Here is a 14,199-nt window from a genome sequence, read left to right as displayed (position 1 = left end):
TTTAAAAGTTAAAATTATCCAAAAAAAAATATTGGGATTTGAATTATGAAGTCCTATATTTGTCCGTTTTTAAAATAGACCTAATAATCAATAATTTGAGGAATAATGCAGAATAAAGGACTGATTAAAGTTTTTGCAATTTTGTTTGGGCTGGTATGTCTATACCAGTTGTCATTTACATTTTTGACAAACAACGTTGAGAGTGATGCTGAGGAATTTGCCATGCAGAAGGTTGGCGAGGATGTAGAAAACTACTCAGAACTTCGTGACCAGGCAGAAGCAAGGTATCTTGATTCTATTGGAGATAATGAAATTATCGCCGGGATCACTTACGATTCAGCAAAAGACAAAGAACTGAACAAAGGATTGGACCTTAAAGGTGGTATCAACGTAATTCTTCAAATTTCAGTTAGAGATATTTTAAGCGGATTGGCGAATGATTCTCAGGATCCAGCTTTTAGAAAGGCGATCGCGGAAGCAGATAAAGCTCAAACCGATAGCCAGGAGAACTATGTAGATCTTTTCTTCGAAGCTTTTAACAACATTCCTAATGCTAAACTCGCATCTCCAGATGTATTTGCTAACAAAGCATTAAGTAGTGAGATCAACTTCAACATGAGCAATGAAGAAGTTGAGCCAATTATCAGACAAAAAATTGACGAATCTATTACTTCAGCGTTTGAAGTACTTAGAAAGCGTATCGATAAGTTTGGTGTAACTCAGCCTAACATTCAGCGTTTAGGGAATTCAGGAAGAATTCTTGTGGAATTGCCAGGTGCCAAAGATATCAGCAGGGTGAAGAATTTACTTCAGTCTACTGCACAACTTGAATTCTGGCATACTTACAAAAGCAACGAGCTAGGTGGATTCCTGGTTCAGGCGAACAATCGTCTTGCTGAAATGAAAAAGTCTGAGGAAGTTACTTCCGAAGAAGAAATAGATTCAGCAGCAACTTCAGGTGACAATGAGATCGATGATCTACTTGCCGATGCTGAAGACAGTACTAGTGTTGAAACTGGAAACAATCCGTTGTTTGACTTAATGGCTTCTCCAGGTTTTCAAGGCGGGCCGGTTCTTGCAAACTTCAATGTTCAGGATACTGCGCAGGTAATGGATTACCTTCAAATGCCTCAAGTAAGATCATTACTTCCTTCAGAAATGCGTTATGCTAAATTTGTATGGGGTGTTGCAGATGAGGATACAGAAACTGCTGCATTATATGCATTAAAAGGTAACCGTAACATGGAACCACCACTTAGTGGAGGTGTGATTACAGATGCACAACAAACGTACGATCAGTTAGGTCGTATTGCAGTGAGCATGCAAATGGATGGAACAGGAGCTAAGATCTGGGAAACCATGACAGGAAAAGCTTCTGCAGAACAAAGCCAGATCGCGATCGTTCTTGATAACATTGTATATTCTGCACCAGGTGTTTCTACCGGAGCTATTGCTGGAGGTAGAAGTGAGATCACTGGTGATTTTACAATTACTGAAGGGCAGGATTTAGCGAACGTACTTAGAGCAGGTAAACTTCCAGCTTCAGCAGATATTATTCAAAGTGAAGTAGTAGGACCATCTCTTGGTCAGGAAGCTATCGATAGTGGTATCATGTCATTTGGTATCGCACTTATTCTGGTATTATTATGGATGATCCTTTACTATGGTAAAGCGGGAGTTTATGCAGATATCGCCTTAATCGTGAACATTTTGTTCATCTTTGGTATACTTGCAGGTCTTGGAGCGGTATTAACGCTTCCTGGAATCGCCGGTATCGTATTGACAATAGGTATGTCTGTAGATGCGAACGTACTTATCTTCGAGCGTATTAAGGAAGAACTTGCCAAAGGTAAGGTTCAGAAAGAAGCAATTGCAGATGGATTTAAGAATGCATTGTCTTCCATTCTGGATGCCAATATCACTACAGGTCTTACAGGTCTCATACTATTCTTATTAGGAACTGGTCCAATTAAAGGTTTTGCAACTACTTTATTAATTGGTATTGCTACTTCTTTATTTACAGCGATCTTTATTACTAGATTATTTATCGATGGATATGGAACAAGAGGGAAGTCTCTGGATTTCTCAACTTCTATAACTAAGAATTTGTTTACGAACATGAATATCGACTTTCTTAAGAAGAGGAAGATCGCTTATATCGTTTCAGGATTATTTATCGTAATTAGTTTAGGTTCATTATTTACTCAAGGACTTAACGAAGGTGTAGATTTTGTTGGAGGTAGAACTTATACGGTAAGGTTTGCAGATGATGTAAATCCTACTGCTGTAGAGAAGGATCTTGCTGAAGTTTTTGGAAGTGCAGAAGCTAAAACTTTTGGCCCGGACAATCAGTTAAAGATTACGACCAAGTATAAAGTTGATGAAGAAGGTGCTCAAGTTGATGAAGAGATTCAAAGATCTCTGTTTGATGCACTTGGTTCATACCTTCCAGCTGATATTTCCTATGAAGAATTTGTTGATGGAGCTGATGATAAGCAAGTTGGTGTAATGCAGTCAATGAAAGTTGGTGCTACCATTGCAGATGATATTAAGAACGCTTCATTCTGGGCAGTATTAGGATCCTTAATCGTAGTATTCCTTTACATTCTATTGCGTTTTAGAAAATGGCAATTTAGTTTAGGAGCCGTGGCTGCGGTATTCCACGATGTGTTGGTCGTATTGGGTATCTTCTCTTTACTATACAAAGTAATGCCATTTAACATGGAGATCGATCAGGCATTTATTGCAGCGATCTTGACGGTTATTGGTTACTCGCTGAATGATACGGTGGTAGTATTCGATAGAATTCGTGAATTCGTAAACGAACATTCTACATGGCCATTAGGAAAGACGGTGAATGCCGCACTTAACAGCACGTTGAGTAGAACTTTAAATACCTCGCTTACTACCTTGGTAGTACTTCTTGCGATCTTCATTTTTGGTGGGGAAAGCATTAGAGGATTTATGTTCGCATTGATCATTGGTGTGATCGTAGGTACCTATTCTTCACTTTTTATCGCTACTCCGGTAATGTTCGATAGTGTAAAGAAGAAAGCCTCTTTGGAATCTAAGAAAGAACCGGTTACTGAAGAAGTTACTACAGTTTAGAACTAACCGAATATATATTGAAAAAGGCTTCCAATCTGGAAGCCTTTTTTTATGCTGAATCATTGCTGAATCATTGCTGAATCATTGCTGAATCATTGCTGAATCATTTCTGATTTTTTTGTTTTAGAATGACTTCCGAAGGCGAACTTCAACCTTTCTTCTGAAGCAATAAGCAGAATGGAGATTTTGAATATGTTAAAAGCTCGCTGATATTTCTGAATATCATTCTAAATGAGGTTGTTAGCCTTGATTGCGAACATCAGACTATTCTAGCAAGAAGTTTCTAGTGAAAATATATAATTGCCAACATCACTAACGAAGGTTGTGGGAGATGCTTTTCTGTTGAGTTTGTATTAATTCACACAGTTAGACTGATTGTTTTCATCTAAATGTAACTGCTAACGTCTATTCAAGCTGGTAGTTTGCCTTCCTTTTCAGCGATAAAATTTTTCAGGTGTAGTCAATTAGAAAATTTGTGACAATAGTCATAATACCCACAATGATTGCTAGTCTTTTAAATCTGAAGTGTTTAAGAAGCGACACCACTATTAAACCCGAAATATTGGTCATTACAGTTTTGAGATAGGAAGTGTTTACTTCTGCCTTTGAGGCTTGGTCGATTAAAGGGTTGTTTAGGTCTAAATTGTTTCTTAGAACTTCGGCAATTGATACTATGATTAGAACATTAATTGAACTGATTACAATCAGGAAGATTGAATTGATTGCATTTTTGTCATTCATTGCTGAATTCGTATTTGAAGACGCATCCATTCTATAGAAATTTGACATTTTGCGACATCGCTCAGAAGCAACGTAAATGTTAGGATTTACTATTCTCTATCCACACTAAATTTACTTTCTGAATTAATTCCCCACTCATCGGCAAGACCTGCATTGATCTCTAGTACAAATTGCGCTGGTCCATCTGAAGGTAGGTTGGTTTCATCACGCGGGGTCGCATTCTTTTGTATACTCACCAGCGTACTGTCCGTGTTATAATATAGAATGTCCAGAGGTATATAGGTGTTTTTCATGTAAAAGTTCCTTACGCGAGCATTCTCGTATACAAATAACATTCCCTGATCGCTTCCCAAGCTTTCACGGTACATCAGCCCCGTTTGCTTTTCATAATCTGTTTCTGCAAGCTCTACGTCGATCTTTCGGAGCGTGTCACCATTAGAATGAATTAGATACACTTCTGCTTCCTTATTAAATACTATAGGATCGGTTTCAATAGTATCCTCTTTTTCCGTAGAATTATCACAGGAAATAAAACCAAAGCTAAGTGTGATAGCCAATAGTCCATTACGAAAAAAACCTGTTCCCATGATCTATTTTTTGACTGGGCGATACATAAAGTAAAGTCCTGCGATTACGAATGGAATACTTAACCATTGCCCGGTATTTAATAACCAGTTTGCGCGTTCACCTACTTGTGGTTCTTTAACAAACTCTACAAAGAATCTTACGGTCCATAGCAATACCAGGAAGAGTCCGAAAATGTACCCAAGCTTTAGTCGCTTTTCAGTTTTCCAGTAAATGAACCAGAGAAGTAGAAATATTAGCAGGTAACAGCCAGATTCATAAAGTTGTGCAGGATGTCTCGCGAAATCTTCGCCTAATTTTTCAAATACTACTCCATAATCTGTTCCGGTAGGCTTTCCTATAATTTCAGAATTGATAAAGTTTCCAATTCTAACAAAGATAGCTCCACTGGCCACTGGAATTACGATCCTGTCCAGGATCCATAAAACTGGTTTTTGAAGTACTCTCTTAGCATATAAATACATGGCCACTATAATTCCTATGGCAGCTCCATGACTCGCCAGTCCTCGAAATCCTGTAAATTGAAATTCTGGCTCAAATCTTACTGGCAAGAAAATCTCCAGCAGGTTATTTTGAAAATATTCCCAGTCGTAGAACAGGACATGTCCTAATCTGGCACCTATTAAAGTTGCCAGCACCGTGTAGATAAATAACGAATCCAGTTTCTCTATGTCTATTCCTTCGCGAACATAGATCTTTTTCATGATGTACCAGCCAAGCGTAAACGCGATGATAAACATTACACTATAATAGTGCAGATTGAAAAAGCCCAGATCCAGTCCTTCTGATGGATTCCAGTGTATAGCATTAAATAACATAGAGATTAATTTGAATAGCGGTAAATATACATATTTGAAGATTCTTAACCTTCTTTCGAGTCCGATTTTGGCGGTACGGGATCATAACCTTGGCCACCCCAAGGATTGCAGCTAAAGATTCTTTTGATAGCCAGCCAACTTCCATAAACTGGTCCATGAACTTCTATGGCTTTAACAGCATAGCTTGAACATGAAGGTGTGTATCTACAGGTAGCCGGAGTTAGTGGAGAAATGACAGCCTTGTAAAATCTGACCAGTGAGATCAAAAATGCAGACAAAGCTTCGCGTAACATTTTAATTTAAACTAAATGTGGTTCCATCTTTCCCATCCTTCAGCTGAATACCCATCTCCATTAACTGATCCCGGATCTGGTCGCTTAAGGCAAAATTCTTGTTTGCACGTGCTTCAGCTCTAAGTTGTATCAATAATTCGATCGTGCCACTTAGTTTATCGCCATCTGTTTCCGCTTCAGAATTCATTTCGCTTAAGCCTAGAATATCAAACATAAAGACCTTCATGGTGCCCTTCAATTCTTCCCTGTCTTCCGAAGTAATACTTACAGAACCTTCCTTGATATTATTAATGATCTTAACTACATCAAAAAGTTTAGCGATGACGATCGGACTATTGAAGTCATCATTCATGGCGTCATAGCAGGATTGTTTCCACGATGACAGATCAAAATCTGTTTTATCTGAAGTTTGAATCTCATCAAGACTGTTATATGCGTCCATCAACCTGTTGAATCCTTTTTCACTACCCATAATTGCATCACTACTAAAATCGAGGATGCTACGATAATGAGCCTGAAGAATGAAAAATCGAACTACGTTAGGGCTGAATGCTTTTTTTAGCACATCGTTTTTTCCGCTAAATATTTGTTCCGGTAGAATAAAATTACCGGTGCTTTTTGCCATTTTCTTCCCATTGAGGGTCAGCATGTTGGCATGTAGCCAGTAATTTACAGGAGACTTTCCGCTGGCAGCTTCTCCCTGAGCGATCTCGCATTCATGATGTGGAAATTTTAAATCCATTCCGCCGCCATGAATATCGAATTCTTCTCCAAGGTACTTTGTGCTCATGACTGTGCACTCGAGATGCCATCCAGGAAAGCCATCACTCCATGGTGAAGGCCACCGCATGATATGTTGCGGTTCAGCTTTTTTCCATAAAGCAAAATCCTGAGGACTGCGTTTGTCACTTTGAGCGGCAAGTTCACGTGTATTGGCGATCATATCTTCGATCGCTCTACCGCTTAATTTCCCGTATTGATGATCCTCATTGAACTTGATAACATCAAAATAAACTGATCCGTTTGCTTCGTAAGCATATCCCTTTTCAAGTATAGTTTTGATGATCTCTATCTGCTCCACGATATGACCCGTTGCAGTAGGTTCGATACTGGGAGGCAGGTTATTGAATTTCTGAAGAATATTGTGGAAATCGACCGTATACTTCTGGACTACTTCCATAGGCTCTATCTGTTCCAGTCTGGCCTTTTTCGCGATGCGGTCCTCTCCGGTGCTATCTGCTTCATTTTCCAAATGCCCGGCATCGGTTATATTTCTTACATACCTAACTTTATAGCCAAGATGCTTTAAATACCTGAATACAAGATCAAAGGAGATAAAAGTTCTGCAGTTTCCTAAATGAACATTACTGTAAACGGTAGGTCCGCAAACATACATTCCAACATTACCTTCGTTTATTGGCGTGAAAATCTCTTTTTCACCGCTCATAGAGTTATAAAACTTAAGGCCTTGTTCCTGGTATAGCGCCATGAAGAAAATTTTTAATTCTTAGAAAGAAGTATCTAATTTAATGTAGTCAAGAAATTCTCTGCGAACTTCTTTTTCTTTGAAAGCTCCGCCAAACTCACTCGTTACGGTGCTACTTTCGATATCACGAATTCCACGGCTATTCACACATAAATGTTTTGCGTCAATGACACACGCGACATCTGGTGTTCCAAGTGCATTCTGCAATTCCTGAACGATCTGCATAGTCATTCTTTCCTGAACCTGTGGTCTTTTTGCGTAATAATCCACGATTCTATTCATCTTGGATAGACCTATTACCGTGCCGTTAGATATATAGGCAACATGTGCTTTTCCTACGATAGGCAGAAGGTGATGTTCGCAAGTAGAATAAACAGTGATATTTTTCTCCACAAGCATTTCTCCATACTTATATTTATTCTCAAAAACTGAAGCTTTGGGTTTGCGTTTAGGATGTAGCCCTGAAAATATCTCGTTAACGAACATTTTTGCAACCCGCTGCGGAGTCCCTTTAATGCTGTCGTCTTCAAGGTCCATTCCAAGAGTATCAAGAATATTTCTTACATCCTTTTTAATAAGTTCGATCTTTTCATCGTCGCTAATCTCAAAGGCGTCATCTCTAAGAGGGTTTACAGCGCTACTGCCAGCGTGTGCATCACCCATTTCATCTATATCGTTCAAAATTTTATCTACTTTCATGCGTTTTGCAATAATAGTCGGTCAAAACTGTTTTGGCTTGCAAAGATACATAATTTATAAGGTTTACAGAATCTGCAAAATCAAATGAACGTGGGAGATTGTTTGCCCATATTTTCATATTTTGCACTAGTTTGGTTGAGGCAGCCCGAAGGTATGAACATCAGATTTCAGTTATTTATTTTTCTTTTTATTATTGCGGGTTTTTCGGCCTTTGCTCAGGGGTCAATTTGTTCGAATATTGAACCTTTCTGCGCAGGAGACCAACGCCTTACTTTCCCTAATTCAAATTCTACCAACAGCAGCCAAATTTCAGGGGAATTTGGTCCCGACTATGGTTGTCTGGAAGAACAGCCATATCCTGCGTGGTTCTTCCTTCAGGTAGAGGATAATGGAAATTTAAGATTCAGAATAAGTCAGAATAGTAGAGAGGATGGAAGGGGCGTACCCCTTGATGTGGATTTTGTGGTTTGGGGACCATTTCAAAGAGATGAAGATTACTGCAGTGCAGCAAACCTTAGTGAAATGAACCAGGTGGATTGTAGTTATTTACCAGATTCGATAGAAACTATGACCATTCCAAATGCCAGGGAGAATGAGATCTATGTCGTGGTGATCACTAATTTTGAACAGGTGCCGGGCTTTATAAGTCTCGAACAGACCAATACAGGAGAAGGCTCAACAGACTGTTCCATCCTTGAGTTTGATCTTGGAGATGATATTGCGGTTTGCGGGGAAGATGAATATTTACTCGATGGAACTTCAGATGAAGATGCAGAATACCAGTGGTTCAAATATGATGAGTCATCACTGGAATATGTTGAGATTCCAAATGAAACCGGGCCAACCTTACTGGTTACCGAAGAAGGGGATTATAAGCTGATTGTTACTGATGTTCTGGAAAATAAAACTGAAGAGGATGAAATCAATATTTCCTTTTATGATATTCCTGAAATATTTCCTGCGGAAGATCTTGCCAAATGTGATTCGGGTGCTACTGTAGATTTGACACTAAGAAACTCACAATTACTTGGAGTTGGTGCTGAAGTATCCGATTTTACAGTGAATTTTTACGAAAGCTTACAGGCCGCTGAAGATAATAATGCAATTATAAGTCCTCAGAATTTTCCATTCGAGCAGGGGAAACAAATTTTTGCCAGAGTAATTCAGAATGTGTCTGGATGTTTATCTGAAATCCAATCGTTTAAACTGACTATTTTTGATTTCCCGCAATATACCTTAGCTGAAGAAACAATTTTATGTGTCAATCTCTCTGGGGCTGCCATCGGTAGTTCCATCGTGGGGGAAGATCTTGGTGAAGGTTATCAATATGAATGGATTCTGGATGGAAATATTGTTAGTACAGAAGCCCGTTATACTTTAAGAGAGTTACCTGGCAATGGCATATTGGAGCAAAATATCATTCATGATGAATCTGGTTGTTTTCAGTCGTATTCTACAACCATTCAGCCAGTTTCCCGACCTGAAACTCTTGAAGTGAACATTTCAGGCTCAGATTTTGGAGATGGATATGTGATCAACCTTGCCACAACTGGAGGTATCGGACAGGATTTTGCATCTTACGAATATCGATTAGATGGAGGAAACTGGAGAAGTTCACCAAGATTCAAAGACGTGAGACCTGGAAATCACGTAGCATATGTTAGAGAATCGAATGGTTGCGGAGAAACCAAAAGCGCTTCATTTTTTTTGGTTGGTTATCCACGATTTTTCACTCCGAACGGCGATGGATTTAATGATGACTGGCAATTAATTACAGATCAGAACATAGAGATACACGAAGTGATGATCTTTGATCGCTATGGAAAATCTATTATAGAGCTTAATTCTGGAGAAGATTTTTCCTGGGATGGCACAACTAATGGTAGACCGCTTCCGGAAACCGACTATTGGTTCAAGGTAATTTATAGTACTAGTGATAAAGACCGGGAAGAGTTCATGGCTAATTTTAGTCTTATTAGATAAAAAAAAAGCAGGTCTTAAGACCTGCTCTTTTCTGCGTTAAATATAATATTGAATTTACAAGCCTATAGTAAGGGTTGCCACAAATTGAGATAGATCTCTGTCCAAACTTACAGGATTGAGAACTCCAGAATTGAGTGGGCGAATCTGCTCTTCATAATTTGAAGTTTCATAAGCTATATCCAGGTTTACCGACCCAAAATTATAACCTAAACCCGCGCTATAACCATTTAAATCACTACGAATCTCTTCATTTTCAAACGGACTGGCTTCATAGCGATATCCAGCTCGAAAACTTAAAGCTTTCAACCTGTATTCTCCACCAACTTTAAAAGCGGGTGCCATTTTCATTGTTTCAGCTATAGCATCGTTCAAACTCTGGAAAAACAAATCGTTCTTTGGTTTAAACTGAACGTTACCATAATCGGTTAGGCTTAGATCACCGCTTATTAATCCATTTTTTCCGAATAGAAAGGCAACGCTACCAGTATGAGAAGAAGGAGTTTGAAAATTATATTCAGGATACACATTGATAATATTTGGAGAAACACTAACGAATTCACCAGTACTACTATAAGTTTCCAGATACTGCGAAGTCTCCTCAAACATGTTAAACCAGGTAGGTGATTGGTAGGTATAACCAAGTCTTACATATTCACCAGCTTTTGCAATCGCACCTAATTGAAAACTAAAACCATCTCCATTGGTGCGTAGATTGTTTCCGAAATAAATTCTGGAAGTGACATTAGGATCATTTGAGGTATTAGAATGTAGTTCAGAGATCTCTGTGAACTTATCGTAGTTTATAAAATGACTATTTAAATTAAGTCCAAGATATAGCCAGTCTTCGTACTGTGTTGCGATATTAAAGCTCAATTTTCCATTAAGACCGGTTGTATTGTATCGGTATTGCTGATCAAAACTTCCGTCTTCAACAAGAGAAAAATACTCAGTATTATCGGGGTCGTCTTGGTTGGCTTCTATTACATAACCCTGGTAACCTAAAAAGGCCTGTTGTTCATCAAAACCAAAGTTTTCTCCAAGGAAAGAATACAAATCGGCTATATTCTCATCATCTCTAAGCTGAAGCTGATCCAGTGGAATTCCGTTGGCTTTCTGCAGAAAGTAGGCGTCTACAGATTGACGGGATATTCCGCCGGTTACAAAGTTATTATCAAAGTTGGAAGTTGTATTGAAATTGAGTCCAAGGCTGAATTTACTTAACTTTTTATCTGAACTTCCCTGGAATACAAAAACTCCACCAACATTTCCCAGATCGATCTCGTCACTCTTGGAATATGAGGTGCTACCATGATACCTTAGATTATCATCTGTATTTCTTGACTTCAAACTGATAGTAGCAATACTATTCAGGAAAACTGCAGATGAGGCAGGATTACTAGATATTGCTGAAATGTCTCCACCCAAAGCTCCAAACGCACCACTCATACCTATATATCTGGCAGTTCCGTTAAGTTCTGATCTTGAATAACGATAAGCATCATCAATACTTTGTGACCATAGATTACCTGCAAAAACTAGCAGGCATATTAGAAATATCTTATTCATATTGTATAAAATAAAGGATGAAAAAAGCCTTGCTGAAATTAACCAGCAAGGCTTGAATAATGTGAAATTTTATCTTCCACCTCTACCACCGCGCGAGGTTCTGCTAGACCCACTGGAAGAACCACGACTGGTACTTCCAGAGCTTCTGGATGAACTAGTAGAACTACGAACGCTTCTACTGTTCGAAGAACTTCTTCTTGATGGCGAAGTAGTTTGTGTTGATCTACTACTGCTAGATCTTGTGGATCTATAAACTGGACTTGAAGTTCTTGTATTAGAAGTATCGTAGTATCCATTTCTATCCGTTCTTCTACTAGTACGTGAATACACATTATTACGATCGTAACCATCACTTGTGCCTCTGGCTCGGGATCTGGATCTAGCTGCATCAGCCTGAGCATTTCTAATACTTCTTATGCTTTCAGAGTAACCGCTTCTTCTATCATTGGATGACCTATAATCATTAGTATTCCTTCTGCCACGATTATAGGCGACATTATTACGATTTCTACCTATATAAGGATACCCATAACCGTATCTATTATAAAAACCATTGTTAAACCAAGGATTTCCAAATCCAAAGTTATAACCGTAGGACCAGCCATATCCAAATCCACCATACCCCCAAGGTCCGCCAAATCCCCCATAACCCCAACGATTACCGAATCCAAAAGCCAAACCTCTACGTGCGTAAGGATTAAAGAATGGATCGAAAAATGGATCATAGAACGGATCATAAAATGCGCCAAAGTATGGGTGTCCAAATCCGTACCCCCAACCAAGTGGTCTTCCAAATTCGAAACCAGATCCATTATTTATAATGTTGACAGTATAAGTATCAGGATCATTACCCCATGGTGCATTCCCTTCAACATACGCTACATCTCCTCCAACTTCAGAATAATTATCATAACCATCATTAGATGAGTAGCTATCCACATCTGTGAAAACATCACTCTCGAGAAGTTCACCAACCATTTCAGATTGCTGGGCAAACATATTTTTATAATAATTGTTCTGATTATTTGGTTTCACCTGTGTTTGCTCGTTACCTGCCTGTTCCCATATACCTGGTCTGGATTCGCCATAAATCCCATCAGTTTCATATCCAGAATACTGGTAAGATGAGCATGCTCCAAGACTTAAAATTATAGCAGGAAGAAACAACAGTTTTAGCCGGTTTCGTAAGAGGTAGTAAGTTTTCATCGGTTATTCTTTTTATTGTTGGGCATTCTAAAAATGGTTAGTTTTGCCCGAACGGTTAGTACTTGACTATCCTTAAAAACACAAGTTTTGTGCCAAATTACGAACTATGGGTAAGAAGTTAACAAGCAGGAGCGAAGATTATTCAAAATGGTATAACGAATTGGTGGTCAGGGCAGATCTGGCTGAGAATTCAGCAGTTAGAGGCTGTATGGTTATTAAGCCTTATGGATATGCGATCTGGGAGAAAATGCAGGCTGAATTGGATAGAATGTTCAAAGAAACAGGACATCAGAACGCTTATTTTCCACTTTTTGTACCCAAAAGTCTGTTTGAAGCAGAAGAAAAGAATGCAGAAGGCTTTGCTAAAGAATGTGCTGTCGTTACTCATTATCGATTGATGAATGATGAAGATAACCCTGGCAAGTTAAAAGTAGATCCTAATGCAAAACTAGAAGAAGAGCTCGTTGTAAGACCAACTTCAGAAGCGATCATTTGGAACACTTACAAAAACTGGATCCAGTCCTATAGAGATCTACCTATAAAGATTAATCAATGGGCGAATGTGGTTCGATGGGAGATGAGAACTCGCTTATTTCTAAGAACTGCGGAATTCCTCTGGCAGGAAGGTCATACTGCGCATGCAACCAAAACCGAAGCGCTTGAAGAGACTGAATTGATGAATAATATATATGCTGAATTTGCCGAAAACTTTATGGCAATTCCAGTAATAAAGGGTGCGAAAACTGAAAACGAACGATTTGCAGGAGCATTGGAAACTTACTGTATTGAAGCTCTTATGCAGGACGGAAAGGCTTTGCAAGCTGGAACCTCTCACTTTTTGGGTCAAAATTTTGCGAAAGCATTTGATGTGAAATACGCTACAAAGGAAGGTGGATTAGAGCATGTATGGGCGACGAGCTGGGGCGTTTCCACAAGATTGATGGGTGCATTGATCATGACCCACAGCGATGATCATGGACTGGTTTTACCTCCGAAACTTGCTCCCACGCAAGTCGTGATTGTTCCAATATATAAGGGAGAAGAGCAATTAGCTCAAATTTCGGAAGTTGCAGATGATTTGGTAAAAGATTTAAGAGCAGCAGGGGTATCGGTAAAGTTTGACAATAATGATAACCAGAAACCAGGCTGGAAATTCGCTCAGTATGAATTACAGGGAGTTCCATTAAGAATTGCAATTGGTCCTAAAGACCTGGAGAAAGGTACGGTTGAACTTGCCAGAAGAGATACGCTGTCGAAAGAATTCTTGAATAGAGATGAAGTAGTAGGTAAGATACCTGCATTATTAAACGAAATTCAGGAAACTTTATATACCAAGGCCAAGAATTTTCGGGATACTCATATTACAGAAGTAGAGACTTTTGATGAATTTAAAAATCAATTAAAAGACAAGGGTGGTTTTATCTCTGCTCACTGGGATGGTAGCCCGGAAACTGAAAATAAGATCAAAGAGCTTACGAAAGCTACTATTAGATGTATTCCTTTTAACAGGAAAGAGGAAACTGGTAAATGTGTTTTAACCGGTAATCCATCGGAAGGAAGAGTGCTTTTTGCAAAAGCCTATTAAAAAATTTAAAAATTTTTGTAGAACATTTGCGGCATTCCAAAAAAGTTGTATTTTTGCATCCGCATTTGAAACAAAATGGTCCGTTCGTCTAGGGGTTAGGACGCCAGGTTTTCATCCTGGTAACAGGGG

10 protein-coding genes are annotated in these 14,199 nt (G+C 38.9%); 3 read left to right on the top strand and 7 right to left on the bottom strand.

The genetic code is table 11. From position 1 onward, the window contains the following. Window positions 1-105: 105 nt before the first annotated feature. Window positions 106-3,108 carry a protein translocase subunit SecDF gene (gene secDF, locus QZ620_RS00700; protein ID WP_295178019.1) on the top strand — a complete coding sequence of 1,001 codons (3,003 nt, stop codon included), beginning with the start codon at window positions 106-108 and terminating at the stop codon, window positions 3,106-3,108. Between the two features lie 830 nt (window positions 3,109-3,938). Here secDF and QZ620_RS00695 read toward each other — a convergent pair. Genes QZ620_RS00695 through folE form a run of 5 tightly spaced genes read right to left on the bottom strand, consistent with a single transcriptional unit; the run spans window position 3,939 to window position 7,730 of the window. After that, on the bottom strand, window positions 3,939-4,436 hold the full coding sequence (locus tag QZ620_RS00695) for a DUF192 domain-containing protein (RefSeq protein ID WP_295178016.1): 498 nt from the start codon (window positions 4,434-4,436) through the stop codon (window positions 3,939-3,941). Window positions 4,437-4,439: 3 nt separating this feature from the next. Next, window positions 4,440-5,252 carry a prolipoprotein diacylglyceryl transferase gene (lgt, locus tag QZ620_RS00690; protein WP_295178014.1) on the bottom strand — a complete coding sequence of 271 codons (813 nt, stop codon included), beginning with the start codon at window positions 5,250-5,252 and terminating at the stop codon, window positions 4,440-4,442. 44 nt (window positions 5,253-5,296) lie between these two features. Beyond that, window positions 5,297-5,545, bottom strand: a complete 249-nt coding sequence (gene yidD / locus QZ620_RS00685) for a membrane protein insertion efficiency factor YidD (RefSeq protein WP_295178012.1) — start codon at window positions 5,543-5,545, stop codon at window positions 5,297-5,299. Window position 5,546: 1 nt separating this feature from the next. Then, window positions 5,547-7,034, bottom strand: coding sequence for a cysteine--tRNA ligase (cysS, locus tag QZ620_RS00680; protein ID WP_295178011.1), 1,488 nt, complete (start codon window positions 7,032-7,034; stop codon window positions 5,547-5,549). Window positions 7,035-7,052: 18 nt separating this feature from the next. Then, the gene (folE, locus tag QZ620_RS00675) at window positions 7,053-7,730 is read right to left on the bottom strand and encodes a GTP cyclohydrolase I FolE (protein ID WP_295178008.1); all 678 of its coding nucleotides are present in this window, start codon (window positions 7,728-7,730) and stop codon (window positions 7,053-7,055) included. A 153-nt stretch (window positions 7,731-7,883) separates the two neighbouring features. Between folE and QZ620_RS00670 the strand changes: the two genes are divergently transcribed. Then, the gene (locus QZ620_RS00670) at window positions 7,884-9,713 is read left to right on the top strand and encodes a T9SS type B sorting domain-containing protein (RefSeq protein WP_295178006.1); all 1,830 of its coding nucleotides are present in this window, start codon (window positions 7,884-7,886) and stop codon (window positions 9,711-9,713) included. Between the two features lie 54 nt (window positions 9,714-9,767). On the opposite strand, the gene QZ620_RS00665 is transcribed toward QZ620_RS00670, so the two are convergent. Together QZ620_RS00665 and QZ620_RS00660 are read right to left on the bottom strand one after the other, a co-directional pair. After that, window positions 9,768-11,279 carry an outer membrane protein transport protein gene (locus tag QZ620_RS00665; RefSeq protein ID WP_295178003.1) on the bottom strand — a complete coding sequence of 504 codons (1,512 nt, stop codon included), beginning with the start codon at window positions 11,277-11,279 and terminating at the stop codon, window positions 9,768-9,770. A gap of 69 nt (window positions 11,280-11,348) precedes the next feature. Beyond that, window positions 11,349-12,485, bottom strand: coding sequence for a hypothetical protein (locus tag QZ620_RS00660; protein ID WP_295178000.1), 1,137 nt, complete (start codon window positions 12,483-12,485; stop codon window positions 11,349-11,351). Window positions 12,486-12,591: 106 nt separating this feature from the next. On the opposite strand from QZ620_RS00660, the gene proS reads away from it, so the two are divergent. Next, window positions 12,592-14,070, top strand: coding sequence for a proline--tRNA ligase (proS, locus tag QZ620_RS00655; RefSeq protein ID WP_295177998.1), 1,479 nt, complete (start codon window positions 12,592-12,594; stop codon window positions 14,068-14,070). The last annotated feature ends 129 nt before the right edge of the window (window positions 14,071-14,199 follow it).

The organism is uncultured Christiangramia sp., from assembly GCF_913046405.1.
In the GTDB taxonomy this organism is placed as follows: domain Bacteria; phylum Bacteroidota; class Bacteroidia; order Flavobacteriales; family Flavobacteriaceae; genus Christiangramia; species Christiangramia marina.
Note: the sequence above shows the minus strand (reverse complement) of the source record. Positions and strands in the feature narration are given on the sequence as shown.